Origin of the sequence: Candidatus Rubrimentiphilum sp. (assembly GCA_035710515.1) — a bacterium.
GTDB lineage: Bacteria > Vulcanimicrobiota > Vulcanimicrobiia > Vulcanimicrobiales > Vulcanimicrobiaceae > Rubrimentiphilum.
Genome location: DASTDE010000004.1, coordinates 509,575 through 533,724 on the forward strand (window position 1 = coordinate 509,575; position 24,150 = coordinate 533,724).

General features: G+C 62.3%; 34 protein-coding genes. 31 read left to right on the plus strand and 3 right to left on the minus strand.

Annotated features, from left to right (window positions below):
• Positions 1 to 16: 16 nt before the first annotated feature.
• The 3 genes from VFO29_11535 to VFO29_11545 form a co-directional block, all read right to left on the minus strand.
• Positions 17 to 181 carry a hypothetical protein gene (locus VFO29_11535; GenBank protein HET9394136.1) on the minus strand — a complete coding sequence of 55 codons (165 nt, stop codon included), beginning with the start codon at positions 179 to 181 and terminating at the stop codon, positions 17 to 19.
• Positions 182 to 214: 33 nt separating this feature from the next.
• On the minus strand, positions 215 to 658 hold the full coding sequence (locus VFO29_11540; GenBank protein ID HET9394137.1) for a hypothetical protein: 444 nt from the start codon (positions 656 to 658) through the stop codon (positions 215 to 217).
• Between the two features lie 202 nt (positions 659 to 860).
• Positions 861 to 1,562, minus strand: coding sequence for a TIM barrel protein (locus VFO29_11545; GenBank protein ID HET9394138.1), 702 nt, complete (start codon positions 1,560 to 1,562; stop codon positions 861 to 863).
• Between the two features lie 47 nt (positions 1,563 to 1,609).
• On the opposite strand from VFO29_11545, the gene rpiB reads away from it, so the two are divergent.
• The 31 genes from rpiB (at position 1,610) to VFO29_11700 (ending at position 24,142) form a co-directional block, all read left to right on the plus strand.
• A complete protein-coding gene (gene rpiB / locus VFO29_11550) occupies positions 1,610 to 2,131 on the plus strand; it encodes a ribose 5-phosphate isomerase B (GenBank protein HET9394139.1) in 522 nt (173 codons plus the stop codon).
• Positions 2,128 to 2,307: a hypothetical protein gene (locus tag VFO29_11555; protein ID HET9394140.1), complete on the plus strand. Its 180-nt coding sequence runs from the start codon at positions 2,128 to 2,130 to the stop codon at positions 2,305 to 2,307. The genes rpiB and VFO29_11555 overlap by 4 nt, the downstream gene beginning before the upstream one ends.
• On the plus strand, positions 2,307 to 3,554 hold the full coding sequence (glyA, locus tag VFO29_11560; GenBank protein HET9394141.1) for a serine hydroxymethyltransferase: 1,248 nt from the start codon (positions 2,307 to 2,309) through the stop codon (positions 3,552 to 3,554). Before VFO29_11555 ends, glyA begins: the two co-directional genes overlap by 1 nt.
• Positions 3,555 to 3,559: 5 nt before the next feature.
• Positions 3,560 to 4,225 (plus strand): uracil phosphoribosyltransferase, encoded by a 666-nt coding sequence (gene upp / locus VFO29_11565; protein ID HET9394142.1) that lies wholly within the window; start codon positions 3,560 to 3,562, stop codon positions 4,223 to 4,225.
• Positions 4,226 to 4,228: 3 nt separating this feature from the next.
• The gene (locus VFO29_11570) at positions 4,229 to 4,666 is read left to right on the plus strand and encodes a cytidine/deoxycytidylate deaminase family protein (protein HET9394143.1); all 438 of its coding nucleotides are present in this window, start codon (positions 4,229 to 4,231) and stop codon (positions 4,664 to 4,666) included.
• Positions 4,663 to 5,658: an MraY family glycosyltransferase gene (locus tag VFO29_11575; GenBank protein ID HET9394144.1), complete on the plus strand. Its 996-nt coding sequence runs from the start codon at positions 4,663 to 4,665 to the stop codon at positions 5,656 to 5,658. The genes VFO29_11570 and VFO29_11575 overlap by 4 nt, the downstream gene beginning before the upstream one ends.
• 23 nt (positions 5,659 to 5,681) lie before the next feature.
• Positions 5,682 to 6,818: a UDP-N-acetylglucosamine 2-epimerase (non-hydrolyzing) gene (wecB, locus tag VFO29_11580; GenBank protein HET9394145.1), complete on the plus strand. Its 1,137-nt coding sequence runs from the start codon at positions 5,682 to 5,684 to the stop codon at positions 6,816 to 6,818.
• Positions 6,815 to 7,006, plus strand: a complete 192-nt coding sequence (locus tag VFO29_11585) for an AtpZ/AtpI family protein (GenBank protein ID HET9394146.1) — start codon at positions 6,815 to 6,817, stop codon at positions 7,004 to 7,006. Before wecB ends, VFO29_11585 begins: the two co-directional genes overlap by 4 nt.
• Entirely contained in the window at positions 7,003 to 7,386 is a 384-nt protein-coding gene (locus VFO29_11590; protein ID HET9394147.1) for a hypothetical protein, read from the plus strand. Before VFO29_11585 ends, VFO29_11590 begins: the two co-directional genes overlap by 4 nt.
• Positions 7,387 to 7,389: 3 nt before the next feature.
• Positions 7,390 to 8,121: a F0F1 ATP synthase subunit A gene (atpB, locus tag VFO29_11595; GenBank protein ID HET9394148.1), complete on the plus strand. Its 732-nt coding sequence runs from the start codon at positions 7,390 to 7,392 to the stop codon at positions 8,119 to 8,121.
• A 17-nt stretch (positions 8,122 to 8,138) separates the two neighbouring features.
• Positions 8,139 to 8,414 (plus strand): ATP synthase F0 subunit C, encoded by a 276-nt coding sequence (atpE, locus tag VFO29_11600; GenBank protein ID HET9394149.1) that lies wholly within the window; start codon positions 8,139 to 8,141, stop codon positions 8,412 to 8,414.
• Between the two features lie 3 nt (positions 8,415 to 8,417).
• Positions 8,418 to 8,849, plus strand: a complete 432-nt coding sequence (locus tag VFO29_11605; GenBank protein HET9394150.1) for an ATP synthase F0 subunit B — start codon at positions 8,418 to 8,420, stop codon at positions 8,847 to 8,849.
• Positions 8,846 to 9,334 carry a hypothetical protein gene (locus VFO29_11610; protein ID HET9394151.1) on the plus strand — a complete coding sequence of 163 codons (489 nt, stop codon included), beginning with the start codon at positions 8,846 to 8,848 and terminating at the stop codon, positions 9,332 to 9,334. The genes VFO29_11605 and VFO29_11610 overlap by 4 nt, the downstream gene beginning before the upstream one ends.
• A complete protein-coding gene (gene atpH / locus VFO29_11615; protein HET9394152.1) occupies positions 9,334 to 9,876 on the plus strand; it encodes an ATP synthase F1 subunit delta in 543 nt (180 codons plus the stop codon). Before VFO29_11610 ends, atpH begins: the two co-directional genes overlap by 1 nt.
• A 2-nt stretch (positions 9,877 to 9,878) precedes the next feature.
• Entirely contained in the window at positions 9,879 to 11,378 is a 1,500-nt protein-coding gene (atpA, locus tag VFO29_11620) for a F0F1 ATP synthase subunit alpha (GenBank protein ID HET9394153.1), read from the plus strand.
• A gap of 103 nt (positions 11,379 to 11,481) precedes the next feature.
• On the plus strand, positions 11,482 to 12,345 hold the full coding sequence (gene atpG / locus VFO29_11625) for an ATP synthase F1 subunit gamma (protein ID HET9394154.1): 864 nt from the start codon (positions 11,482 to 11,484) through the stop codon (positions 12,343 to 12,345).
• 242 nt (positions 12,346 to 12,587) lie between these two features.
• Entirely contained in the window at positions 12,588 to 14,057 is a 1,470-nt protein-coding gene (gene atpD, locus VFO29_11630; GenBank protein HET9394155.1) for a F0F1 ATP synthase subunit beta, read from the plus strand.
• A 2-nt stretch (positions 14,058 to 14,059) separates the two neighbouring features.
• Positions 14,060 to 14,428 (plus strand): ATP synthase F1 subunit epsilon, encoded by a 369-nt coding sequence (gene atpC, locus VFO29_11635; GenBank protein ID HET9394156.1) that lies wholly within the window; start codon positions 14,060 to 14,062, stop codon positions 14,426 to 14,428.
• A 22-nt stretch (positions 14,429 to 14,450) separates the two neighbouring features.
• On the plus strand, positions 14,451 to 14,975 hold the full coding sequence (locus VFO29_11640) for a hypothetical protein (GenBank protein HET9394157.1): 525 nt from the start codon (positions 14,451 to 14,453) through the stop codon (positions 14,973 to 14,975).
• Positions 14,972 to 16,333: a UDP-N-acetylglucosamine 1-carboxyvinyltransferase gene (gene murA / locus VFO29_11645; protein HET9394158.1), complete on the plus strand. Its 1,362-nt coding sequence runs from the start codon at positions 14,972 to 14,974 to the stop codon at positions 16,331 to 16,333. Before VFO29_11640 ends, murA begins: the two co-directional genes overlap by 4 nt.
• A 25-nt stretch (positions 16,334 to 16,358) precedes the next feature.
• A complete protein-coding gene (locus VFO29_11650; protein HET9394159.1) occupies positions 16,359 to 17,339 on the plus strand; it encodes a rod shape-determining protein in 981 nt (326 codons plus the stop codon).
• Positions 17,340 to 17,361: 22 nt separating this feature from the next.
• The gene (locus VFO29_11655) at positions 17,362 to 17,994 is read left to right on the plus strand and encodes an L-threonylcarbamoyladenylate synthase (GenBank protein ID HET9394160.1); all 633 of its coding nucleotides are present in this window, start codon (positions 17,362 to 17,364) and stop codon (positions 17,992 to 17,994) included.
• Positions 17,991 to 18,482: an LPS export ABC transporter periplasmic protein LptC gene (gene lptC, locus VFO29_11660; protein ID HET9394161.1), complete on the plus strand. Its 492-nt coding sequence runs from the start codon at positions 17,991 to 17,993 to the stop codon at positions 18,480 to 18,482. Before VFO29_11655 ends, lptC begins: the two co-directional genes overlap by 4 nt.
• Positions 18,479 to 19,132, plus strand: coding sequence for an LptA/OstA family protein (locus tag VFO29_11665; protein ID HET9394162.1), 654 nt, complete (start codon positions 18,479 to 18,481; stop codon positions 19,130 to 19,132). Before lptC ends, VFO29_11665 begins: the two co-directional genes overlap by 4 nt.
• Positions 19,133 to 19,134: 2 nt before the next feature.
• A complete protein-coding gene (locus VFO29_11670; GenBank protein ID HET9394163.1) occupies positions 19,135 to 20,478 on the plus strand; it encodes a replication-associated recombination protein A in 1,344 nt (447 codons plus the stop codon).
• A gap of 57 nt (positions 20,479 to 20,535) precedes the next feature.
• Positions 20,536 to 21,312 carry a class I SAM-dependent methyltransferase gene (locus VFO29_11675; protein HET9394164.1) on the plus strand — a complete coding sequence of 259 codons (777 nt, stop codon included), beginning with the start codon at positions 20,536 to 20,538 and terminating at the stop codon, positions 21,310 to 21,312.
• Positions 21,313 to 21,428: 116 nt separating this feature from the next.
• Positions 21,429 to 22,643, plus strand: a complete 1,215-nt coding sequence (locus tag VFO29_11680) for a cysteine desulfurase family protein (protein HET9394165.1) — start codon at positions 21,429 to 21,431, stop codon at positions 22,641 to 22,643.
• On the plus strand, positions 22,640 to 23,047 hold the full coding sequence (locus VFO29_11685; GenBank protein ID HET9394166.1) for a DUF948 domain-containing protein: 408 nt from the start codon (positions 22,640 to 22,642) through the stop codon (positions 23,045 to 23,047). The genes VFO29_11680 and VFO29_11685 overlap by 4 nt, the downstream gene beginning before the upstream one ends.
• Positions 23,044 to 23,358: a hypothetical protein gene (locus tag VFO29_11690; protein ID HET9394167.1), complete on the plus strand. Its 315-nt coding sequence runs from the start codon at positions 23,044 to 23,046 to the stop codon at positions 23,356 to 23,358. Before VFO29_11685 ends, VFO29_11690 begins: the two co-directional genes overlap by 4 nt.
• Positions 23,359 to 23,366: 8 nt before the next feature.
• A complete protein-coding gene (locus tag VFO29_11695) occupies positions 23,367 to 23,711 on the plus strand; it encodes an STAS domain-containing protein (GenBank protein ID HET9394168.1) in 345 nt (114 codons plus the stop codon).
• On the plus strand, positions 23,708 to 24,142 hold the full coding sequence (locus VFO29_11700) for an ATP-binding protein (protein ID HET9394169.1): 435 nt from the start codon (positions 23,708 to 23,710) through the stop codon (positions 24,140 to 24,142). The genes VFO29_11695 and VFO29_11700 overlap by 4 nt, the downstream gene beginning before the upstream one ends.
• Positions 24,143 to 24,150: the final 8 nt, after the last annotated feature.

Genomic DNA, 24,150 nt, shown 5'->3' on the forward strand with positions numbered 1-24,150 from the left:
AAGGTCGCTCTAGCTCCTAGAGGTCTTCCTCTTCCTCGGGCTCTTCGTCGGGATCGTCCTCGATCTCGTCCGGTTCCTCGTCGGGCTGCGTGACCGAATTCTTCGGCGAGTCCATGATGCCGCGATCGATCAGCGGATCGCCGTCCGCGGTGCGTTCGAGGTCGTCTTTGGTCAGGTTCATAGTCACCTCAGCTTGCCGTATCCCCGCTTCCGGCTAGCGTGAAACGGGAGTGCGCACGCGGTAGAGATTTCCGCGATGATCGAACCGTACCGCCTCGCCGAGGGTTCGCGCCGCGTGCCGTTCGGAGCCGCGGATCACGCGCGCTTCTTCGGCATTGTCATAGTTCGGACGCAGACGGCTGCTCAAGATCGCTTCGCGCGCGGGCGGCTCGACGGCATGCGCGATTTCGTGCCCGAGCCCCAGTGCCGGCGACTGCTTTCCGCCGTGCGTCGTGCGCAGCGCGCTGTAGGGATCCCACGCGATGGTGTTTGTCGCGGGGTCGAAGTGGTCGTCGCCGCGATGATTGATCGAAAGATGGAAGGTACGCCTCGACGATTCGAGGCCGACAAAAAGCCGGCGTTCGGCGGAATCGCGCGTTAGGTATGCTTTGGCGAGGTCATAATCCGCCCGGGCACGCTCCGGGAGCACGATCGACATACCGGTCGTTCACGCGCTTGGATGCTTTTAGCAAGGTCCTGTGGTACAGTGGAGTCCGTCGACTGCGCATGGCGCGCAACGCAACGTAGGTGCTGGACCAACGATTGTACCTAAGGGAGCATCAGCTCCGGATACGAAGGCGTAGCGGCCGAAATGGCTGCCGCACCGGCGCCCGGGCCGCACCCACCTGTTGAAAACAGGTTCAGATCTCGTGCGACAGACGCCATATGCGGTCGACTGCTTTTTTCATGCTCTGCACGGTCGCGTTGCCTTCCGATGCATCGAGCACCAAAAATCCGCGATAGGAACCCAGCAACTCGCGCGCGCCGTCAAACGCGCGCTCGAATTCATGCCACACCAGGACCGTCTTCGGAAGCAGCTCGCGCGGATCGCTGCCCTGTTCTAAGCTGTCAAAATCCGGACCATAGCGCAACCACGCGGAGTCCGCTTCTTTGGTCACGCGTTTCATATCGTGAACGCCGGCGGCGAAAGTGTGCGGCTCGTTGCGCAACGCCAACGTTACGTTAAAGCGCTTGGCCAGCGTCGTCGCTTCGCCGAGCCGTCCCAGCACGCCGTTCCAATCGGCCTCGGTCGCGGGCGGCAACGGCGCCGCAAGCAGCGGAGCGCCAAGCGCTACCGCCATCTCCACCGCTTGCTCCATGTGCTCGGCGTCGGAGCTGAAAAAGCCGTCGTGGCGGAGCGCGGCGACGCTCAGTCCCAGGTCCGCGGCCATCTTTTTGACTTGGGCGAGGTAGTCCGTATCGGTGCGCGGAAAATGCCGCACGTCAAAGACGGCGCCGTCGGCTGCGAGCTCACGCGCGCACGCGTCGATCCATTCGAGTTGGGTGAGATCGCCGCCGCGCAATTGTTCGTCGAAAGCCGTGCTCGAGCAAGCCAGCTTCATAGGCGCGCTCGTTTCGACTGCATAATGGAAGGGCCTGCGCTTTACAAATGAATATCGCCGTTGCAGCCGATCATGCCGGCTTCGAATATAAGGATCGCATTGCGCTGGCGCTGCGTGACGCCGGCCACACCATCATCGACTTTGGAACGTGGGACGATACGCCGGTGGATTATCCGCAGTACGGATACGCAGTCGGCGAGGCGGTCGCGTCCGGACAAGCGGAGCGCGGCATCCTCGTCTGCGGATCGAGCATCGGTATCTCGATGGCAGCCAATAAAGTTCCCGGCATACGCTGCGCGGCGGTTTTTGAGCCGCTGGCAACCGAGCTTGCGCGGCGCCACAACGACGCCAACGTGCTGGCGCTTTCCGAGCGGCTCACCGGCTGGGACATGATCGAACGGCTGGTGCTGATCTTTCTGACGACGATGTTCGACGGCGGGCGGCACGCGCACCGCGTCGAGCAGCTCTTCGAATTTGGCGACGCGCAGCGCGCTCGCACGCTAAAAGCAATTGAGGCCGGCAAGGTAACCGGAGCCGAAACGCCGCGCGAGCTGTTAGGAGCATCATGAGAACACGCGCAGGTCTGCAGATCATGCTGGCCGTCTCGATCATCATCTGCGTCTGGGACGTCTACTACGCATTGAACGGGCGCGGGAATTCGATGATATCCTGGGCGCTGGCCGTACTGATGGGGGTCTTCGCGATCTGGATCGCAAGCCGGCTGGCGCGCGGAGATTATTCGTAATGATCACCAGCTCCGGAAGCCGCATCGAGGCGCAAGATCCCGAAGTCTTTGCGGCAATTGCCGGCGAGGAGCGCCGTCAGCGGCAAAACCTCGAATTGATCGCGTCCGAAAATTATTCGAGCAAAGCGGTGCGCGAGGCGATGGGCTCGGTAATGACCGACAAGTATGCGGAAGGCTATCCCGGCAAACGCTACTATGGCGGTTGCGAATTCGTGGACATCGCCGAGAATCTGGCGATCGACCGGCTGAAAAAGATCTTCGGCGCGGAGCACGCCAACGTTCAAGCGCACGCCGGCGCGCAGGCCAACATGGCGGTCTTCATGGCCGTGCTGCAGCCTGGCGATCCGGTGCTCGGCATGTCGCTCGCGCACGGCGGCCACTTGACGCACGGCACCAAAGTAAGTTTTAGCGGCAAGCTCTACAACGCGGCCGCCTACGGCGTGCGCAAAGATACCGAGCTGATCGACTTCGACGAAGTGCGCAGAATGGCGCGCGAGCACAAACCGAAGCTGCTTATCGCGGGCGCGAGCGCGTATCCGCGCACGATGGAGTACGCGCCGTTTCGCGAGATTGCCGACGAAGTCGGCGCGGCGTTCATGGTGGACATGGCGCACATCGCCGGACTGGTTGCCACGGGGCTGCACCCGTCGCCGGTTCCGTTCGCGGATTTCGTGACGTCAACAACGCACAAAACGTTGCGCGGCCCGCGCGGCGGCCTGATTCTCACGACAGAAAAGTGGGCGCAACCGCTGGACAAGTCGGTTTTCCCCGGCATTCAAGGCGGACCGTTCATGAACATGATCGCGGCCAAAGCCGTCGCATTCGGCGAAGCGCTCAAGCCCGAGTTCAAAGCGTATCAACAGCAGGTCGTGCGCAACGCGCGCGCGATGGCCGACGAATTCGCGCGCAACGGGCTGCGGCTGGTTGGCGGCGGCACCGACACGCATCTGATGCTCGTGGACGTTTCGGTGAAGGGACTCACCGGCAAAGCCGCCGAGGAGTATCTCGATGCGATCAGCATCACGGTGAACAAAAACGCGATTCCGTACGATCAGCAAAAGCCGTTCGTTGCCAGCGGAATCCGCATCGGCACGCCCGCGATTACGACGCGCGGTTTCGGCGAAGACGAATGCCGCGAGGTTGCGCGCATCATCTGCGAAGGTCTGGACGATATTGCAGCGCGCGCGAAAGTCGACGAACTGCGCGGCCGCGTGCGCGAACTCACCGGCCGTTTCGACGTGCCCTAACCTTCATGGCTAACTCGCAGTTGCTCGTGGTCGATCACCCCGCGGTGGCGGATCGCTTGGCGCGTTTGCGCGATCGCGAGACGCCGACGCCGGTCTTTCGCAAGCTCATGGAAGAGCTGGGAGCCTTTCTGGCTTATGAAGCAACGCGCGACTTGCCGTTGCGCGATGAAAAGGTGACGACTCCGTTGACTACCATGACGGCCAAGCGCATCGCGACGCGTCCGGTCGTCGCGCCGATCTTACGCGCGGGACTTGGCCTCTTGCCCGGATTTCTCGACGTGATCGACGACGCCGTCGTCGCGCATCTCGGATTCTATCGGGATCCGGCTTCGCTCCAGCCCGTGGCGTATTACGCAAACGTGCCGGACGATCTAGCCGAACGCAGGGTGTTCTTGCTGGATCCGATGCTGGCGACCGGAAACTCCGGCGCCGCCGGACTCGATGCGCTCGCGACGCGCGGCGCAAAGAACATGACGTTCATCAGCTTAATTGCGGCGCCCGAAGGCGTGAAGACGATTTCGGCCGCGCATCCGGACGTCCGCATTGTCACCGCCGCGCTCGACGAGCGTTTGAACGATCATGCGTACATCGTGCCGGGTCTCGGCGACGCCGGCGATCGCATGTTCGGCAGCACCAGCTCGGTCCCGGTCTCGGTAAGGCCAAGGGAATAGCGCATGCGTCCCGGCTGGGATGAGTACTTCATGCAGATCGCACAGACCGTCGCCACGCGCGCCACATGTCCGCGCGCCTCGGTGGGGTGCGTACTGGTCCGCGACCACCGCATATTGACGACCGGCTACAACGGCTCGCCGCGCGGCGTGGCTCACTGCACCGACGCAGGCTGCATCGTCGTCGACGGGCACTGCCAGCGCGCGACGCACGCGGAAGCGAACGCAATCGTGCAGGGCGCGCTGCACGGCGTCAATCTGTCGGGCTCGTCCGCGTACTGCACGCACCAGCCGTGCGTCAACTGCACCAAGCTCTTTATCAGCGCGGGCGTGCGCCGCTTGGTCTATCAAACGGAGTATGCGGATCCGGTCGCGCAGGCGCTCTTGAAAGAAGCCGGCGTCGAACTCGTTCGCCTCGAGGCGCTCGCCGGAGCGCGGCCGTGACGGCTTACTACCTTTATATAGCGGGTTTTGCGATCGCGCTGGCTGCGGCGCTCTTTGCGACGCCGCTCGTCATGCGCCTGGCGCACAGCACCGGCATGGTGGACGTCGTCGACGAACGGCGCATGCACGACGTCCCAAAGCCGCGGATCGGCGGCGTGGCCGTCTTCTTCGGCTTTGCCTTTGCGCTCTTCGTCGTGCTCGGATTTGCGCTCTCGAACGCGCGCAGTTTTTTCCCGGCCCACGACCAGCTGGCGGCAGCTCATAATCTCATCGGTCTGCTCTTCGGCAGCATGCTGATTCTCTGCGTCGGATTATGGGACGACATCATGGGGTTGCGGCCGCGCTACAAACTCGCCGCACAGATCGTGGTCGCGCTCATCTCGATCGGCTACGGCTTTCACATTGACTACATCCACCGGCCGTTCACGCACAACCCCAACGACTTCATCTACTTTCCGTGGTGGATCAGTTATCCGCTGACGCTCGTCTGGTACACCGGCATGATCAACGCGATCAACTTCATCGACGGATTGGACGGGCTGCTGGCGGGCTTCACAGCTATCTCCTCGATCTTCTTGTTTGCGATCGCCTTCACCAAGGGCGACCCGATCGTGGCGCTGGTGGTTATCGCGCTGGCGGGCGCGGCGCTCGGATTTCTGCCGTACAATTTCTCGCCGGCGCGCATCATCTTGGGTGACAGCGGCTCGCACTTCATCGGCTACGTCTTCGCGACGGTGTCGATCATCGGCACGAGCAAGACGGCGATCGCCGTCGGCCTGATCGCGCCCCTAATCATCCTGGCGCTGCCGATCGTCGACACCGCGGCGGCGATCTTCCGGCGCGCGCGTTCGGGCAAGCGCATCTCGGAAGGCGACCGTTCGCACTTTCACCATCAATTGGTCTTCCGGTTCGGCTTGAACACGCGGCAGGCAGTCTTGCTCATCTATGCGATCTGCATTCTGCTGGGCGCCGCCGCCCTCTACTTCGCATGACCGACCCGAAGCCGTTGCGCGTGATGGCGATCTTCGGGACGCGCCCCGATACGATTAAAATGGCGCCCGTCGTGCACGACCTGCAGCGGCACCCGCACGTTGAGTGCATCGTCTGCGTGAGCGCGCAGCATCGCGAGATGCTCGACGATCTGCTTGCGCTCTTTTCCATCCTGCCCAATCACGACCTCGACATCATGACGGACGATCAAAGTTTGACCGAGATCACCACTCGCGTGTTGATCGGGATGGAAAAAGTCTTTCAGGAAGTGCGCCCCGACGTCGCGCTCGTGCACGGCGACACCACGACGAGCACGGCGGCTGCGCTGGCTGCATTCTATCAGCAGATTCCGACCGGCCACGTGGAGGCTGGACTTCGCACCAGCAACCCGTCGCTCCCATTCCCTGAAGAGATGAACCGGCGGATCACCGGAACCATCGCGTCGTATCATTTTGCGCCGACGGCGCTGTCGCAGGAGCACTTGCTCGGCGAAAACGTTCCCAAAGAAAACATCATCATCACCGGCAACACGGTCATCGATGCGTTCTTGCAGACGGCCGAGCGCGAGGATTTGCCGCGGCCGCCACGCTGGGAGGAGTTGGATCCAAAACGTCCGGTCATCGTCGTGACGGCGCACCGGCGCGAAAACCACGCGCACATGCGCGAGATGAGCGAAGCGATGCTCGAAATCGCGCGCATGCCGCAGCGCCCGCAAATCTTTTGGCCGGTCCATCCGTCGCCGCGCGTGCGTCCGATCGCGCACGAGGTGCTCGGCAAGGAGCCGGGCGTGATCTTGATCGAGCCGATCGATTATGCGCACATGGTGGCGGCGGTGCGCGATTGCACATTCGTGCTGACCGACAGCGGCGGCTTACAAGAGGAAGCGCCATGTTTGGGCAAGCCGGTCCTGGTGATGCGCGAAGAAACCGAACGTCCCGAAGGCGTGTTGGCGGGCACTTTGGAGTTGGTCGGCCACGATAAGAAGAAAATCGTGGCGGCAGCTGCACGGCTGCTTTCGGATCCGGAAGCCTACAAGCAAATGTCGGGCGCGCACAATCCGTACGGCGACGGACATGCCTCCGAACGAATCTCCGCCTGGCTGCTGGCGCGCCTGCGGGGAGCGCCATATCCCAAACCCTTCGAGGTTGACCTCTCCGAGTGAAAGGCGCGGCCGCGATCATCGCGGCCGGCTCGGCCTTCGCGGGGGCTGGGGTCGGCGGCTTGTTGATCGGCATATGGCTCGACCACGCGCAGCGGACTGAATACTACGCAGTCATCGGGCTCTTCGCGGGTATTATCGCCGGAGGTTACGCCGCATTTCGGCTGCTGTTCCGGGCGGCGGCATCGTGAAGGAAAGCCCTGCCGACCTCGAACTCTACGGGCAGCTGAAGCGCTCCACGGCGCTCGGCGCGCTGGTCACGGTCGCCTTAGCCGCTCTAGTCCTGGCGGTCTGGCACCTGGCCTTCGCACTGGTTCTGCTCGCCGGCGGGGTCGCCGGGGTCGTGAACGCGCTGCTTTCGATGTTCGGCAACGAAAGATTGCTCGACCGCCGCAACGTGGGGGCGTTCGTCTTAAGTAGTTTTCTGCGCCTGTGCGTTTTCGGTATAGTTCCGGTGGCGCTGGCGGTTCGGCTTCCCTCCATTTGGACTTTGGCGTGGTATTTTATAGGCTTCTTCACGCCGCTCGGGTTGTTCGCAGTCCTGCTCAGACGCGCAGTTTCGCGAAAGTAGATAGTGCAAGAAACGATAGGCGAACACAGTACGTGGACGTGGCCGGTATTCGGCTCGGTTCACGCCGACACGATCATGACGACGTGGCTCGTCATGGCGATCGCTTTGCTGTTCTTCGCATGGGTGGGCGCCAGCTACCGTTCGGCTCGCGTTACGCGCCGTCAAGCGGTGCTCGAAGGCGTCATCAACTACTTCGCCGATCTCACGACGAGCGTTCTCGGCCAGCAGGGCGAGCCGTTTGTGCCGTTTTTCATCGCGCTGTTTCTGTTCATCTTTTTGCTGAATCAATTCGGCGTGTTTCCGTTCAAGGTGCTCGGTTTGCCGTTCGGCGGATCGCCGACGGCGGACCTGAACACCACCGCGGCCTACGCTCTGATGATCTTCGCAATCATTCAGGTCGTCGCGGTCCGCAAGCAAGGTCCGGGATATTTCGTGCACATCTTCAAGCCGTTCTGGTGGCTGGCTCCGATCAATTTGATCGAGGAAGTCGCGCGTCCCGCGACGTTGGCCGCGCGGCTGTTCTTCAATATCTTCGTCGGAGAGCTGCTCTTCATCATCATCGCGTCGATCATCACCGCCAAGGTGATGATCGGGCCGGTCAACCTCTCGCTCGCGGTGACCGTCCTGCCGTTTTTTATTCAGTTCTTTAATTTCTTCGTCGGCACCATCCAGGCGTTTCTCTTTACGCTGCTCGGCATCGTCTATCTGTCTCTCGCCGTTGGCGAACAACACTAAGTTAGGAAAGGCAAGTTGTGACTTCTCAAGCACTGATTATCGCGTCCACCCTGATTGCGTTCGGCATCATCATTTCAGGCGTGGCGTTCGGCTCGGCCGTCGGTGACGGCATCGTGGCCAGCAAGGCCGTCGAGTCGATCTCGCGGCAACCCGAAGCGCGGCCGAACATTTTTCTGTTCATGTTCTTGGGCGTCGGAGTCTTGGAAGCGTTTCCGATTATCGCGCTCGGATTGGCGTTCTACATCCTGCTGGTCGTCGTCAACGTCCCCGGCCTTCTGAAGGCAATCCACTAGGCAATGTTTCTCAGCCTCGACGGTACGTTTTTCATCCAACTGCTCAACTTCGCGATCTTTTTCGCGATCTTGAACCTGGTGTTCATGCGCCCCGTCGCGCGCGCGATTACCAAGCGTCGCGAGTACATCAACAGCGTTACGAGCGACTACGATCGCTACCAGGCGGAAGGCAACGCGTTGCGGGCTCAGGCTGAATCCATTCGAGCGGCAGCGCGGCGCGAGGCCGAGCAGCTGGCGGCCAAAGTGCGCGCCGAGACTTCGAACGAAAGCGCAGACGTCTCGGCCAAATTCGCACAGCAGGCCTCGGAAGCCATACAGCATGCCGAACGCACGGTCGAAGCGGAGCTGGCGGCCGCGCGTTCGCACGACAAACGCACCATCGACGAGCTGGCGGACGAGATCTTCGCGCGCGCCGTGCCCGAGATCGCGCGATGAACTATCAGACGATCGCGCAGTGGAGTCAGATCGCGTCGTCGGTTTTGTTTCTCGGCGTGCTGGTTTGGCTATGGATACGATACATTCAACCCGCCGTGCTGGCCGCGCAAGCCGCGCAGAACGCGCGCATTGCCGAAGCCGAGCGTCATCGCGATGAGGCCAAGGCGGCACTGGACGGCTTACAGCATGAGATTGAAGCGGCCCAGGGCGATGCTGTCGCCATCAAAGAACGCGTTTCGGCGATGATGTCGAGCGAACGCGAGGCTTTATTGCGCGAAGCGCGCGAGGCCGGAGAACGGGCATTGCGCGACGCGCAAGGCGAGCTTTCGCGCGCGCGAGTCGCGGCGAGCGAGAAGTTGCGCGACGATCTGATCGAGAAAGCGCTGGCGGCCGCGCGCGGAATTGCGTCGCGGCGCATGGACGCGGGCGCCGATAAGAAGCTGGTCAACTCGTTCGTCGGGTCGCTCGAACGGAAGAGTACTTGATGGTGAATCAAACGCTGGCGCGCCGCTACGCCACGGCGATCTTCCAATTGGCTTCCGAACAGAAGGCCGTCGAGCAAGTCGGCGGCGAGCTGCGCATCTTGAGCGATGCGATCGAAGACAACGAGAGCGCCTTGAACTTTTTTCTCTCGCCGGTCGTGGAGCGCAGCGAGAAAGAGCAGACGCTGACCGCCGCGTTCGAAGGCAAGGCGCATCCGATCGCGCTGCACGCGATGCTGCTGCTCGTGCGCAAGCGGCGCGAGGGCCTGTTGCGCCAGATCGTGCGCGAGTACGGCGCATTGGAGCTGGCCGCGCGCGGGCTGGAGCCGCTGACGATTACAACCGCGAAACCGCTTGAAGCCGGCGAACTGCGGCAGCTCGTTTCGCAGTTGGAAAAAACGTACGACCGGAAATTCGAGGTAACCCAGCGCGTGCAGCCCGATCTGATCGGCGGCGTGCGCATTTTGATGGGGGACCGGCGGATAGACGGATCGATCGAAGGGCGCTTTGCCGAATTAGCACGCACACTCATGGCTAGGAATTAGGAATGATTAACGCAGACGAAATCGCAGGTATTTTAAAACAGCAGATCGCGAGCTTCACGGCCGGCGTCCAAGAGGACGAAATCGGCACCGTGATCGAGGTCGGCGCGAACTTGGCGCGAGTCTACGGACTGCGCAGCGTGCGTGCTTCGGAACTCGTCGAATTCGCCAACGGCGTGCAAGGCGTTGCGTTGAATCTCGAAGAGGACAACGTCGGCGTCGTAATCATGGGCTCCGACGAAGGGATCAAAGAGGGCGACAAGGTCCGCCGCACGGGCCGCATCGCGTCGGTTCCCGTGGGCGAGGCGTTGCTCGGACGCGTCGTCGATCCGCTCGGGAAGCCGGTTGACGGAAAAGGCCCGATCGAAACGCAGAAATTCCGCACGATTGAAAACGTCGCGCCCAGCGTCGTTCAGCGCCAGCCGGTCAAGCAGCCGATGCAGACGGGCGTGCGCGCGATCGACGCGTTGATTCCGATCGGCCGCGGCCAGCGCGAGCTGATCATCGGCGACCGCAGCACGGGCAAGACCGCGCTCGTCGTCGACACGATCATCAATCAAAAGGGCAAGGGTGTCTTCTGCATCTATGTGGCGATCGGCCAAAAGAATTCGACGGTCGCGGCGCTGGCGCAGCTGCTCGAGCAAAAAGGCGCGATGGAGTACACGACCATCGTAACAGTCGGACCTTCGGAGGCTGCGGCGCTGCGCTGGATCGCGCCGTTTGCCGGCTGCGCGATGGGCGAAGAACTGATGTACCAGCACAAAGACGTGCTCATCGTGTACGACGATTTGACCAAGCACGCGCAGTCGTACCGCGAAATGTCGCTGCTGCTGCGCCGTCCGCCGGGGCGCGAAGCCTATCCGGGCGACGTCTTCTTCCTGCACTCACGTCTGCTCGAGCGCGCTGCAAAACTGAGCGACGCGATGGGCGGCGGATCGCTGACGGCGCTGCCGATCATCGAGACGCAGGCCGGCGACTTCTCCGCGTACATTCCGACCAACGTCATCTCGATTACGGACGGACAGATCTACCTTACGCCGCAGCTCTTCTTCCAAGGCATCCGGCCCGCGGTGGACATCGGTCTCTCCGTTTCGCGCGTCGGCGGCTCGGCCCAGATCAAGGCGATGAAAAGCGTGGCCGGCCAATTGAAACTCGAGCTCGCGCAGTATCGCGACCTCGCGGCGTTCGCAAAACTCTCGAGCGACCTCGACAAGGCGACGCAGATGCAGCTGCTCCGCGGCGAAAAGCTCACGGAGTTGCTCAAGCAGCCGCAGTATCAGCCGATGGCGGTTGAGGATCAAGTCGCCATTCTATACGGGGCGACCAAAGGGTTCGTCAACGATATTCCCACGCCGCGTCTGCAGGATTGGCTGCGCGGATTCGTCGCGTTCCTACACGACAAGCATCCGGACATTCCGCAAGCGATCGCGCAGAGCGGTCAGCTTGCCGACGAGGTGAAACAGAAGCTCGACGCGGCGCTTACGGAGTTCAACAAAAGCTTCTAATGAAAAGGCGTATCCGCGCTGCGCGCTCCACGCCCCCCGCCGGCAAAGCCGTCGGGGCCCCCGGCCTTCGGCCCCTTTGCATCGCAATAGGGAAGGCCCGGTAATGGCAACCGTAAAGGATCTTCGCGAGCGGATACGCTCGCTGAAGAACACGCAGCAGATCACCAAGGCGATGAAGCAAGTTGCGGCCGCCAAAATCCGGCGTGCCGAAGCGGCGCAAAAACAGGCGCGCCCGTACGCGGATGCGCTCGGCGAGATGCTGCAAGATCTTCTGACGACGGCGTCGCGGATCGATCACCCATTCATGAATCCGGGGCGCGCGGGCGCGCCCTCGGGCATTCTGCTGATGACCGCGGACAAAGGCTTGGCCGGAGCGTTCAATTCCAACGTGATCCGCGCCGCCGAACTCTACCGGCACGACCACGCGGACGCCGTGTTTTACAGCGTCGGCATCAAAGCGCGCAACGCCGTCCGCCGCTGGGGTCTAGGAGATCGTCCGGCGTGGCCGCTGAACGCGCCCTCGAAGTTGCAGACCGCGCGCGAAGTCTCGCAGCGCGTCACTGCGGACTTCGTTTCGGGCGCGATCGGCGACGTCACGCTGGTCTCTTCCAAACATATCTCGATGATGTCGCAGCGTCCCGAAGTGCGCCGCCTCGTTCCGATCGAGCGTGAAACGGCACAGGAGCAACCGAAGGGCCCGCGCGGTTCGGTTGAGATCCCGCCGTCGCCCGAATTCGTACTCTCGAAACTGCTCCCGAAGTATCTCGAGTTCACGATCTTTTCGGCAATGCTCGAGACGGACGCCGCATTTTACGCCGCGCAGTTGCTGGCGATGAACAACGCGACCGAAAACGCCGGCAAACTGATCGACGAACTCACGATCGCTATGAACAACGCCCGCCAAGAGGCGATCACCAAGGAACTCCTCGAGATCGTCTCGGGCGCCGAGGCTTTAACAGGAACATGATTGTCCTTGTCTCTCCCTCAAGTTTTTCGAGGCTGGCGTCATCTTACGACGTTGGCTGCGGTGTGAGGCCGATGGGTCGTTTCGACCGGCGGTGTCGGCTTCGCCGCGAAGCCATGGAGGGCGAGAGCGGGGTGAAGACGTCAAGGGAGCGCTCCGACAGGATGTCGGATCGCGACCGTCCGCCGGGCGGAATGACCCATCGGACTCACACAGATACCAAACCAAAGCAAGGAAACATATAAATGCCAGCCACCGGAAAAGTCGCCCAAGTCTTAGGAAACGTCGTCGATGTCGAGTTCAGCGCGGAGACGCTACCGAACATCAACGACGCGCTGACGGTTCGCGTCAACGAAGATCACGCCAAAGCCAATGGAAAAAAACAGGCGGGCGGTTCGGAGTTGGGCGGAACGGCGATGCAGATGCGTGACATCGTGCTCGAAGTGCAGGACGAACTCGGCAACGATCAGGTTCGCTGTCTGGCGCTCGGATCGACGGACGGGTTGATGCGCGGCGCGCCGGTAACCTCGACGGGCGGTCCGATTAAAGTTCCGGTCGGTGAGGGCACGCTGGGACGCATCTTCAACGTCCTCGGCCAGCCGATCGACAGCAACGATCCGGTGAAAGCCGCGGCCGAATGGCCGATTCACCGCGCGCCGCCGGATTTTAAAGCGCAGGATCCGACGCCCAAAATTTTCGAGACCGGGATCAAAGTCATCGACTTAATGGCGCCGTATACGCGCGGCGGCAAAGTCGGATTGTTTGGCGGCGCCGGCGTCGGCAAGACGGTGCTCATTCAAGAGTTGATCCGCAACATCGCAGCCGTGCACAAAGGCTTCTCGGTCTTTACCGGCGTCGGCGAACGCACGCGTGAAGGCAACGATCTCTGGCTCGAAATGAAAGAGTCCGGCGTGCTCAAGCAGACGACGCTGGTCTTCGGTCAGATGGACGAGCCGCCGGGCGTACGTTTCCGGGTGGCGCAGACCGGCGTGACGATGGCGGAATACTTCCGCGACGAGATGGGTGCGGACGTGCTGCTGTTCATGGACAACATCTTCCGCTATCTGCAAGCCGGCTCCGAAGTCTCGGCATTGATGGGCCGCATGCCGTCGGCCGTCGGCTATCAGCCGACGCTTTCGACGGACATGGGCTCGCTCGAGGAGCGGATCACCTCAACGCATCGCGGATCGATCACGTCGGTGCAAGCGGTCTACGTGCCGGCCGACGACTACACGGATCCCGCAGTGGCGGTGACGTTCGCGCATTTGGATGCGACGACCGCGCTTTCGCGGCCGATCTCCGAACTCGGCATCTACCCGGCGGTCGATCCGCTGGCGTCGAGTTCGCGCATTCTCGATCCGCAGATCGTCGGCGAAGAGCATTACCGTGTCGCGCGCGGCGTGCAAGAAACGCTGCAGCGGTATCGCGACCTGCAAGACATCATCGCGATCTTGGGCGTGGAAGAGCTGTCGGAAGACGACAAGATCGCCGTCGCGCGCGCACGCCGCATTCAGCGCATGTTTTCGCAGCCGTTCTTCGTGGCGGAGCAATTTACGAACACGCCCGGCAAGTACGTCAAATTGCAAGACACGATCGCCGCGTTCAAAGAGATCCTCGACGGCAAAGTAGACGATCTGCCGGAGCAGGCATTCTTCTACGCCGGCGGGATCGATGACGTGCGCGCCGCTGCTGAGAAGCTCGGGGCAGCAGTCTGACGATGACGGTTCCTTTCAAGCTGGTCACGCCCGCGAAGTTGATCTTCGAAGGCGACGCCGAGCTCGTGATCGCCGTGACGACCGAGGGCGAGGAAGGCATCCTGCCCCGTCACGCCCCGTTCTTGGCAGCGCTCAAACCTGGCGTGTTGCGCGCTAACATCGTGCAAGACGGCGCATCGCGGCGTCTCGAACTCGCCACCGGCGAAGGTTTCATGCAAGCGCTGCCCGATCGCGTGACCGTTTTGACCGATGAAGCCGTCACGTTCGAAGAGGTTGACGTCGCGCAAACCCGCGCGGAGCTTGAGCAAGCGACGGATCCGTCCGCCACTGACTTTGCACGCGCCAAACTGCGCCTGACCGGACACTCCTAGGCCCCCGGCGAAAACGTCATCGGTGGCGCAAACACCGGGTTGGACGAAATTGGCCGCACCTGCGCTGGAGATCGCAGCTCTGGCGTTAGGCTCATTTGCTATGGAACTCGCGAGCTCGGCCAAACCCGCGCCCGAGCCAAAGGCTCCGGAGCCGAAGCCCGCGCCTGAACCGGCGCCCGTGCCTCAACCGGTGCCCTCAGCACCGCGCGTTGCGGCGCCGATACTATCGAAGGACCCGTGGGAATTGCGGCCGCGCGAGTTTCTTATGGAGATTGCAGACGAAGGAGCAAACTATTACCGCGCAAGCGATGCGACCTCGGAACTCGTTGCAGGGCTGTACTCGGACGGCAGAATTCGTTTGGCGGACGGCGACGGACGCCGCTTTGCGGGTGCGTTGATCGGCGGTCACGCGGACGTGCTCGAGCTGCGGCACAATGAATGGAGTGAGGTTTTTCTGCGCGTGACGCCGACCGGACGCATGCAACTCGAACTGCGCGGTGGACCGTACGACGCACACGTCTTGACGTGCGAGGCGCTGAGCGCATGAACACGTTGGATCGGCTGGAAACAACGCTGCGTGTTCGCGGCGGGTTACGGCTCGAAGGTTCGATACGAACGCACGGCGCGAAGAATGCCGCGCTGCCGATCATGGCGGCGGCGTTACTTGCCAAAGGCAAAGTCACACTGCATCGCGTTCCGCGCATTACCGACGTTTCCGTCATGTGGTCGCTGCTGGAAGCGCTGGGCGCGCGGCTTCGGTACGAGGGCGAAGGCAGCCTGACGATCGATGCGGCCAATGTCGCTTCCCATATCGCGCCGTATACGCTGGTGCGCAAGCTGGCGGCGTCGTTCGATCTCGTCGGACCGCTGCTCGGCCGCTTTGGACGCGCTGAAGTGCCGCTGCCGGGCGGATGCGTGCTCGGCACGCGCGCGACCGACATGCACGAACAAGCGTTTCTCGCGCTCGGATGCGACGTCAAGAACCAGCGCGGCTATTTCATCGCTACCGCCAAGAAACGCCGGCTACAAGGCGCTGAAATCGAATTCCGTACTCCCAGCGTCGGCGCCACCAAGAATGCCATGCTGGCGGCGGTTGTCGCCGAGGGTACGACGACGGTGCGCAACGCGGCGATGGAACCGGAAGTCGTCGACCTGACGAACTTTTTGATCGCGATGGGCGCGAAGATCCGCGGCGCCGGTTCGGACACGCTCGTTATCGACGGCGTCAACGAACTGCACGGCGTCGAGTACGAGATCATTCCCGATCGCATCGTGGCGGGAACGTTGCTGCTCAGCGGCGCGGCCACGCGCGGTGACGTCACCGTGACCCAGTGCCAGCCCGATCATCTGCTTGCGTTGAGTTTGAAACTGCAAGAGTGCGGTGCGAGCGTGACCAACGGCGACGACTGGCTGCGCGTGGACGCGAGCCGCGTCACCGGCGGCACGGACATCTTGACCGCCCCATTTCCGGGCTTCCCCACCGATTTGCAGCCGCAAATGGTCTCGTTCTTGTGCACGGCGCCGGGAAACAGCATCGTGGAAGAGTCGATCTTCAACGCCCGCTTCTCATACGTCAACGAACTTGCGCGTATGGGCGCCGAGGTGCGGGTTTCGATGGAAAGCAACACGGCCGTGGTCAAAGGCGGCGCGCCGATGTCGGGCGCCCCGGTCGAGGCTCCGGATATTCGAGCCGGCGCCGCCCTGGTGGTCGCGGGCTTGGCCGCGCAGGGCGAAACCGAGATCATCGGCTTAGAATACATCGACCGCGGTTACGAGCGGCTGGAAGAGATGCTGTCGGGATTGGGTGGGCAAGTTCAGCGATCGAGCGGTATCACGCCGCTCGTCGAGCCGACCGGACTTTTCGAAACAAGCGCGTATCCTAAGACCCGGGCTCGCGCTCAATAACATTTTCTAGAAAAAAGGAACCGTCTTGGATATCGGGATCGATTTAGGCACGGCCAACGTGCTGGTGCACGTCAAAGGCAAGGGGATCGTTTTGCGCGAGCCTTCGGTCGTGGCCAAAGACATGAGTAACGGCCGCACGCTGGCCGTCGGCGAGGAAGCCCGTCAGATGCTCGGGCGCACGCCGGGGCATATTCAAGCCATTCGCCCGCTGCGCGACGGCGTGATCGCCGACTTCGAAGTGACCGAGGCGATGCTCAGTTACTTCATCAAGAAAGTCATGCGCGATCGGTCGTGGTGGTCGTCGCTCTTCCGTCCCAAACCGAACGTGGTCATCTGCGTGCCCGCCGAGATCACGAGCGTTGAAGAGCGCGCGGTGAAAGACGCCGCAAAACTCGCCGGTGCAAAGTCTGTGGAGATCATTGCCGAACCGATGGCAGCCGCGATCGGCGCAGGCTTGCCGATCGACGGCCCATCCGGCAGCATGGTCGTGGACATCGGCGGCGGCACGACCGACGTTGCCGTTATCTCGCTCGGCGGCATTGTCGTTTCGCAGTCGCTGCGCGTGGCCGGCAACAAATTAGACGAAGCCATCATTCGCTACGTGCGCCGCGTGTACAACTTGATGATCGGCGAGCGCATGGCCGAAGAGATCAAGATCAAGATTGGATCCGCATACAAACTTGAATCCGAATTAGCGATGGAGATTCGCGGGCGCGATTTGATCAACGGCTTGCCCAATACGGTGAAGGTGACGAGCGAAGAGATTCGCGAGGCATTGTCGGAACCGGTCGGTCAGATCGTCGAGGCGGTAAAGTCGGTTCTCGAAAAAACGCCGCCCGAACTCTCGTCGGACATCATCGATCGCGGCGTGATCCTTACCGGCGGTGGTGCGCTCTTGCGCGGTTTTGACAAGCTTCTGGCCGAGGTGTGCGGCATTCCGGTGATCGTGGCGGACGATCCGCTTTCGTGCGTCGCCCACGGCACCGGCATGTGGGTCCGGCTCTAGGGAGGATCCCACGCCGGAAACAATCGACGCGCGAACGGAGCCGCTCGAGCAGGTTGTGGAAGCGGCCGCGCGCGTGGTGTTGCGCGGCGGGACCGTTATATTTCCCACGGACACGGCCTACGGAATCGGCTGCGATCCGTTCGACCTGGACGCGATCGCGCGGATTTACGGCGCGAAAAAACGTCCCGCCAACAAACCGCTGTCGCTGCATCTGGCGACCGTCGCGGAGTTTTTGGAGTACGCACGCGACCAGCGCGAAGTGGCGGCGGCGGTCCGGCGGCTCTTCCCCGGACCGGTGACGATCATTCTGCGGCGTCCGGCATTCGTCGAGCGCGAGGTGAGCGCGGGCTTGCCGACCATCGGTTATCGCGTTCCCGACGACGCGCTGTGCAGTGCGATTTTGGACCGCTGCGGACCGCTGGCAGCGACTAGCGCGAACAGGAGCGGCGAGCGCCCCTACTTCGGAGGTGGAGACTTGAGCGCATTGCCGCCCGCGGACCTCGTGATTGAGAACGGCCCCACCAAATACGGTCAGGAGTCGAGCGTCATCGACTTTACCGGCCCGCAGCCGGTTCTGCTGCGCGAGGGGGTTGTTTCGTACGAGCGCCTAAGCGAGCTCGCCGGGCCTATCGTACGTTATCGGGTAGCGACATGAAGACGACAAGAAACGTGCTCTTAGCGATCTGCGCCGCGCTGTGTGCGCTGGCGGCGGCGCCGCGCACTACCACGACGGGCTTCAATTTCAGCGATTGGAACGTGCAGACCGGAGAGTTTACTTACAACTATCAGTCCGGCGCATTCTCGACGCCCACCCACATCACGCTGACGCGGCCGGGCAGCGAGATCCGCGCCGATCGCGCCAACGGAAACACCAAGTCGAAGCAGGCGCTGCTCTCCGGCAACGTCTGGCTGCGCGATCAGAACGGCGTATTGACGAACTTCTCCAGCGGAACGATGTCGGGTCATCAGCCGGCGATCCTGACGTGCGACTCGCTGCAGATCGACGGCACCGGAAAAATCTACACCGCCGTTGGCCACGTGCATTTCGTGCAAGGCGCGAGTTCGGTTACCGCGGATCGCGCGGTGATGAACGGCTTGACGCACGACTTGCATCTCTTCGGCAACGTGACGATGCACACATGAATGCCGCACGCATCGCGATCGCCGCGCTAACGCTGGCGGCTTTCGGCGGCTCGCTGGCCGGTGCTGCGCCGAAAAAAACCGCAACGACGACGACGACGATTGGCGGATGGACGATCCAAACGACCGAGACCGACATGAACTTGAAGACCGGATCGTTTGCGGTGCCGCATCCGTTCACGATGACGCGCGAAGACGGGTCCACGGTGAATGCGGATCGTGCGGTAGGAAACTATAAGAAGAAACAAGCCACCCTCTACGGGCACGTCAGCGTGCACGATGCGAACGGGACGTTCGGATTGCACAGCGCGCAGCCGGCGCATCACGATCCGGCGACGCTGTCGGCGGACACGCTCAACATTGACGACGTCACGCATCTCTACGACGCGGACGGCAACGTGCATTACGTGCAGGGCCAAACGACGGCCGATGCGCAGACCGCGCATCTCAACGACGCCACCCACCGCCTCGATCTCTCCGGTAAAGTGCACGTCGTGCAAGGAGAGCGCACGCTGGACGCGGACAGCGCGACGTACAACACCGTGACCGGGGACGGCGAGGCTGACGGGCACGCAATGCTGACGTTCCCCGGAGGCAGTCCGTCGATCGCGACGCCGAAACCGATCATAATTCGCGGCCCGAAGATCCCGTAGCCGTGGAGCCGAGTCTCTTCGGTTCCGCGGCCGGCAGCGCGCCGCTGGCCGCGCGGATGCGTCCGCGCACGCTGGACGAATTCGTCGGCCAGGAACAGATCGTCGGCGAAGGCCGCGCGCTGCGCGCCTCCATCGAGAACGATACGGTTCCGTCGCTGATTCTGTGGGGACCGCCGGGAACCGGAAAGACGACGCTGGCCGAGATCATCGCCAACATGACGGGCGCGCATTTCAGTTCTATCTCCGCAGTCAGCGCCGGCGTCGCCGATCTGCGCAAGATCGTCGCGCAAGCGCAGCAGCGGCGCGCGCTTGGCAAACGCACCGTGCTCTTCATCGACGAAATTCACCGCTTCAACAAAGCGCAACAGGATGCGGTGCTACCATACGTTGAGGACGGCACGATCACGCTGATCGGCGCGACGACGGAGAATCCATCGTTCGAAGTGATCTCCGCGTTGCTTTCGCGCTCGCGCGTTTTCGTGCTGAAAGCGCTGACCGATGAAGAAGTCGGAACGATCGTCGATCGCGCGCTGGCCGATCGCGAGCGCGGTTTGGGCAAGCTCGCCGTCCGGTTGGAGCCAGATGCGCGCGAGGCGCTCGTGTCGCTGGCGAACGGCGACGCACGCGTCGCTTTGAGCACGCTGGAGTTTGCCGTCAACGCGGCGCCGGTTGGCGCGGATGAAACGCGCACGCTGGACGCGCGGCTGATCGCCGACGCCATGCAGCGCCGCGCCGCGAGCTACGACAAAGGCGGTGAGCAGCACTACGACGTCATCAGCGCCTTCATCAAGAGTATTCGCGGAAGCGATCCGGACGCCGCCGTCTACTGGCTCGCGCGCATGATCGATGCCGGTGAAGATCCATTGTTTATCGCCCGCCGGCTCGTCATTCTCGCCTCGGAAGACGTCGGCTTGGCGGACTCGCGCGGGCTGTCGGTCGCGATGGCCGCGCAGCAAGCCGTGCATTTCGTGGGCATGCCCGAAGGGTTCTTTCCACTCGCCCACTGCACGCTGTATCTAGCGACGGCGCCAAAGAGCAACAGCGTCGGCCGCGCCTACGGCGCCGCTCTAAGAGATGTCGAGGGGACGCGCAACGATCCGGTGCCGCTGCACCTGCGCAATGCGCCCACCGGACTCATGCGGCAACTCGGCTACGGGAAAGAATACGAGTACGCGCACGCGAGCGAGGAATATCAATCGCAGCGCGGCGATCTTCCGCCGGCCGAACGTTTGCAAAACTATTTGCCCGAGAATATCGCCAAACGCGCGTACTTCGAACCGGGCATCCAAGGCGAGGAATCAAAGCTCGTCGAGTGGATCAAGAAACGCCGCTCTCCGAAGGGCTGACGACGCATCTCCCGTATTCATCTGGGCTCTGGAGGACCGAACATGACGGCTGTACCTATGGCTCCATCTCCATGGAAGCTCGGCGATTTTCACGTTATCGGAAGAACGCACAACGCGGGCGACGCGCTGTGCGAAGATTGCGGCCTCGGCGCTGAAGCGCGTGTGCTCGACGTCGCCTGTGGAAGCGGCAACACGGCGTTATCGGCGGCGCGGTATGGAGCGCACGTAACGGGACTCGATTTGGTTGACAAGCTCATCGAGCGTGCGCGCATCCGCGCGGAAGCAGAGGGATTTAAGATCGAGTTTCTCACCGGGACTGCCGAAGAGCTGCCCTTTCCGGATGCGTCCTTCGACTTCGTGCTCTCGACGTTCGGCGTGATGTTTGCGCCAAATCAAGAACGCGCGGCGAGCGAATTGTTGCGAGTCTGCAAACCGGGCGGAACGATCGGCCTTTCCAATTGGACGCCCGAAAGTTTTCCCGGCGCGATGTTCGGCCTGGGAAGAAAGTACGCTCCGCCGCCGCCGCCCGGATCGCGCCCGCCGATTGAATGGGGAACGGTGCCCGGACTTCAGCGGCTCTTCGGCGGAAAAGTGAAAGAGATGCGTTTACTCGATCGATCGTTCCGGATGGATTTCGCAAATCTCGACGCCTGGTTCGATACTTTCCGCAACTATTTCGGGCCGATGAAGATGCTTTTCGACAATCTGCCGCCCGAGCAAGTGCCGGCGGTGAGCGAGGAGCTGCGCGAGGCCGTCGCGCGCTACAACCGCGCGACCGACGGGACGCTGAGCGTGGCCATGACGTACGTCAACGTGGTGCTTCGGAAGCCCTAAAAAATGAAGACGGCCCGGGCGTTTCCCGGACCGTCTTCCCCGTTGCTACTTCTCGGAGTGTGCAATGGAGCTTCGCACGAATAGAGCCTACCGCCGAGTTCTGAGAATATCCTGAAATGCAGCGGATTTATTTGGACCATGCCGCCACCACGCCCGTGCGCCCCGAAGCGCTCGAGGCGATGCTGCCTTTTTTCGGCCCGGGCGGCTACAATCCGAGCTCCGTCCACGCCGAGGGGCGGGCCGCCAGGGCCGCCTTGGACGACGCTCGCGAGCGGATCGCGCGCATTCTGGGAGCCAAGCCCAAGGAGATCGTCTTCACCGGCAGCGGCTCGGAGGCGGACAACCTGGGAATCGCCGGCGCCGCGCGGGCGTCGCGCGCCCGCGGCCGTCATCTCGTCTCGGCGGTTACCGAGCACCACGCCGTCTTGCACACGCTGGAGGCCCTTCAAAGTGAAGGTTGGGAGATCACGCTGCTGCCGGTCGATTCGCAAGGAAACGTCGATCCTCAAGAATTTGCCTCGGTCTTGCGCGCCGATACCGTGCTCGCGTCGATCGCCTATGCGAACAACGAGATCGGGACGATCGCTCCGATCGCGCAGTTGGCGCGGATGGCGCATGCGCGCGGTGCGCTGTTTCACACCGATGCTGTGCAGGCGCCCGCGTATTTGCCGATCGACGTGCGCGAACTCGAGGTCGATCTGCTCTCCATTGCGGCGCACAAATTCTACGGTCCCAAAGGCGTCGGCGCGCTTTTCGTGCGCGAAGGCACGCCGATCGAAGCGCTGGTGCACGGCGGCGGCCAGGAGTTTGCAAAACGCGCCGGCACCGAAAACGTGGCCGGCATAGTGGGAATGGCGCGTGCGCTTGAACTGGCGAGTGCCGAGCGCGCCGTGACCGCGGAGCGAGCCGGAAAATTGCGCGACCGTTTGGAGGCGGCGATCTGCGAGCGGCTCGACGGAGTGCGCGTGAACGGCGCCGGCGCAAAGCGGCTTCCGAACAATTTGAATCTGTCGATTTTGGGCGTCGAATCGGATGGGCTGATCGCGCGCTTGGATATGGACGGGCTGGCGGTTTCGGCCGGAAGCGCCTGCGCCTCGGGCGTGGTCGAGCCGAGTCACGTGCTCGGCTCGCTTGGATTGGCGCCCGAGTGGCTGCGGGGCGTCGTTCGTCTCTCCCTCGGACGCACGACCAACGAGGAAGAAATTACGCGCGCCGGGGACACCCTGATTGGGGCTGTCTCCGGCTTGCGAACCGCCTTCGGCTTTTCAAATGAAGCAGAACGGGGAATAGTTGGTTCACGTCCGGCCACACCCGGCGGAGGTCACTTTTGAGTACGGTTTCTTACTGGACTGCCTTTCTCGATGTAGCGGGCGGGCTGGGCGCGTTCTTGGCCGGCTTAGGCATATTTGTGGCTATGCTCGGACTGGCGCGGACGTTGCGGCGTCTGAATCGCACGCTCGACGGCGTGGACGAGCAGATTGCGTCGCTGGGTAAGCCGGTTGCGGAGACGCTGACGCATGTCGGCGGAATCGCCGACACCGCGGATCGCGCGCTCGCGCGCCTCTCCGGAACGGTTTCGGCAGTCGAACAAGTAGCCGGATCGGTCGCCAACGCGGCCAAACTGACACAAGAAGCTATCTCGCCGGCGATAGTCAACGTGGGAGCGACGCTGGGCGGGATCAGCGCGGGCCTGCGCCGGCTAGTGCGCGGGAATTCAAATGGAGGGCGATCATGAGCGAACAGAATTCAAACGGCAGCACGCGCGGCAACAACGGTTTCGTCGGAGGGTTCGTGGCGGGAGCGATCGCGGGAGCGATCCTTGCGTACATCGTCATGCAAGAGGACGCACGCGATCTCATCGTCGGAAAAGCGCGCGAGGCGCAAAACATGGCCATGGACGCCACCGATGACTTGCGCGATCTCTACAAGCGCGGCAAAGACGTGGTGGACAGCGCGCGATCGAACATCTCCTCGGCAGTAAACGAAGCGCAATCGGCATCGGACAATTTGCGCGACGACCTAACACGCAAAGCGTCCGAGACATAGGAGCCAGTGTGGATATTAAAGTGAACGTGCGAGAAACCAAAGGCGATACCTACGTCGTCGATCTCAACGGCGAGATCGACGTGTACACTTCGCCGAAGGTCAAAGATGCGATCGGCGAGTTGATTGACAAAGGCCATTACAATCTCATCATCAACCTCGAGAACGTTCGATACATCGACTCGACCGGGCTCGGTGTTTTGATCGGCGGCCTGAAGCGGGTTCGCGAGCACGGCGGCAGCGTGAATCTCGTCTGCACGAATCCGCAGATCAAGAAGATCTTCGACATCACCGGATTGGTAAAAATCTTCGGAATCTTCGACGACGAAGATTCCGCGATGAAGGCGCTCGTTTGAACCAGCCGGTCATGCCGCCGTCCCAAGGTACGCTGGGAACCGTCGAATTGCGGATTCCGAGTAAGGCCGAATGGGTTGCTGTTGCCCGTTTGGCGGTCGCGGCCGTGGCGAACAGGTTGAATTTCTCAATCGAGGACATCGAGGACGTCAAACTCGCAGTTGCCGAGGCATGCACGAATTGCATTCAGCACGCCGAAGGCAGCGACCAAATTCAAATCACTTGCGAAACCGGACCCGAGGGATTGACGGTGCGGGTTCGCGACTTCGGGCGCGGTACGCGCCTCGAAGGCATCCAGCCGCGGCGGATAGACGAACCGCGCGTCGGCGGCCTGGGAGTCTTTCTCATTCGTTCGCTGATGGACTCGGTCGAGTACGACGTGCATCCGGAACGCGGCACGAATCTTGTAATGACGAAAAAAGTCTCCCATTAGAGCGAAGT

Coding starts and splice junctions, on each gene's coding strand:
- VFO29_11535 (HET9394136.1), bottom strand. CDS start 181: ATGAACCTGACCAAAGACGACCTCGAACGCACCGCGGACGGCGATCCG.
- VFO29_11540 (HET9394137.1), bottom strand. CDS start 658: ATGTCGATCGTGCTCCCGGAGCGTGCCCGGGCGGATTATGACCTCGCC.
- VFO29_11545 (HET9394138.1), bottom strand. CDS start 1,562: ATGAAGCTGGCTTGCTCGAGCACGGCTTTCGACGAACAATTGCGCGGC.
- rpiB (HET9394139.1), top strand. CDS start 1,610: ATGAATATCGCCGTTGCAGCCGATCATGCCGGCTTCGAATATAAGGAT.
- VFO29_11555 (HET9394140.1), top strand. CDS start 2,128: ATGAGAACACGCGCAGGTCTGCAGATCATGCTGGCCGTCTCGATCATC.
- glyA (HET9394141.1), top strand. CDS start 2,307: ATGATCACCAGCTCCGGAAGCCGCATCGAGGCGCAAGATCCCGAAGTC.
- upp (HET9394142.1), top strand. CDS start 3,560: ATGGCTAACTCGCAGTTGCTCGTGGTCGATCACCCCGCGGTGGCGGAT.
- VFO29_11570 (HET9394143.1), top strand. CDS start 4,229: ATGCGTCCCGGCTGGGATGAGTACTTCATGCAGATCGCACAGACCGTC.
- wecB (HET9394145.1), top strand. CDS start 5,682: ATGGCGATCTTCGGGACGCGCCCCGATACGATTAAAATGGCGCCCGTC.
- VFO29_11605 (HET9394150.1), top strand. CDS start 8,418: ATGTTTCTCAGCCTCGACGGTACGTTTTTCATCCAACTGCTCAACTTC.
- VFO29_11610 (HET9394151.1), top strand. CDS start 8,846: ATGAACTATCAGACGATCGCGCAGTGGAGTCAGATCGCGTCGTCGGTT.
- atpH (HET9394152.1), top strand. CDS start 9,334: ATGGTGAATCAAACGCTGGCGCGCCGCTACGCCACGGCGATCTTCCAA.
- atpA (HET9394153.1), top strand. CDS start 9,879: ATGATTAACGCAGACGAAATCGCAGGTATTTTAAAACAGCAGATCGCG.
- atpG (HET9394154.1), top strand. CDS start 11,482: ATGGCAACCGTAAAGGATCTTCGCGAGCGGATACGCTCGCTGAAGAAC.
- atpD (HET9394155.1), top strand. CDS start 12,588: ATGCCAGCCACCGGAAAAGTCGCCCAAGTCTTAGGAAACGTCGTCGAT.
- atpC (HET9394156.1), top strand. CDS start 14,060: ATGACGGTTCCTTTCAAGCTGGTCACGCCCGCGAAGTTGATCTTCGAA.
- murA (HET9394158.1), top strand. CDS start 14,972: ATGAACACGTTGGATCGGCTGGAAACAACGCTGCGTGTTCGCGGCGGG.
- lptC (HET9394161.1), top strand. CDS start 17,991: ATGAAGACGACAAGAAACGTGCTCTTAGCGATCTGCGCCGCGCTGTGT.
- VFO29_11665 (HET9394162.1), top strand. CDS start 18,479: ATGAATGCCGCACGCATCGCGATCGCCGCGCTAACGCTGGCGGCTTTC.
- VFO29_11675 (HET9394164.1), top strand. CDS start 20,536: ATGGCTCCATCTCCATGGAAGCTCGGCGATTTTCACGTTATCGGAAGA.
- VFO29_11680 (HET9394165.1), top strand. CDS start 21,429: ATGCAGCGGATTTATTTGGACCATGCCGCCACCACGCCCGTGCGCCCC.
- VFO29_11690 (HET9394167.1), top strand. CDS start 23,044: ATGAGCGAACAGAATTCAAACGGCAGCACGCGCGGCAACAACGGTTTC.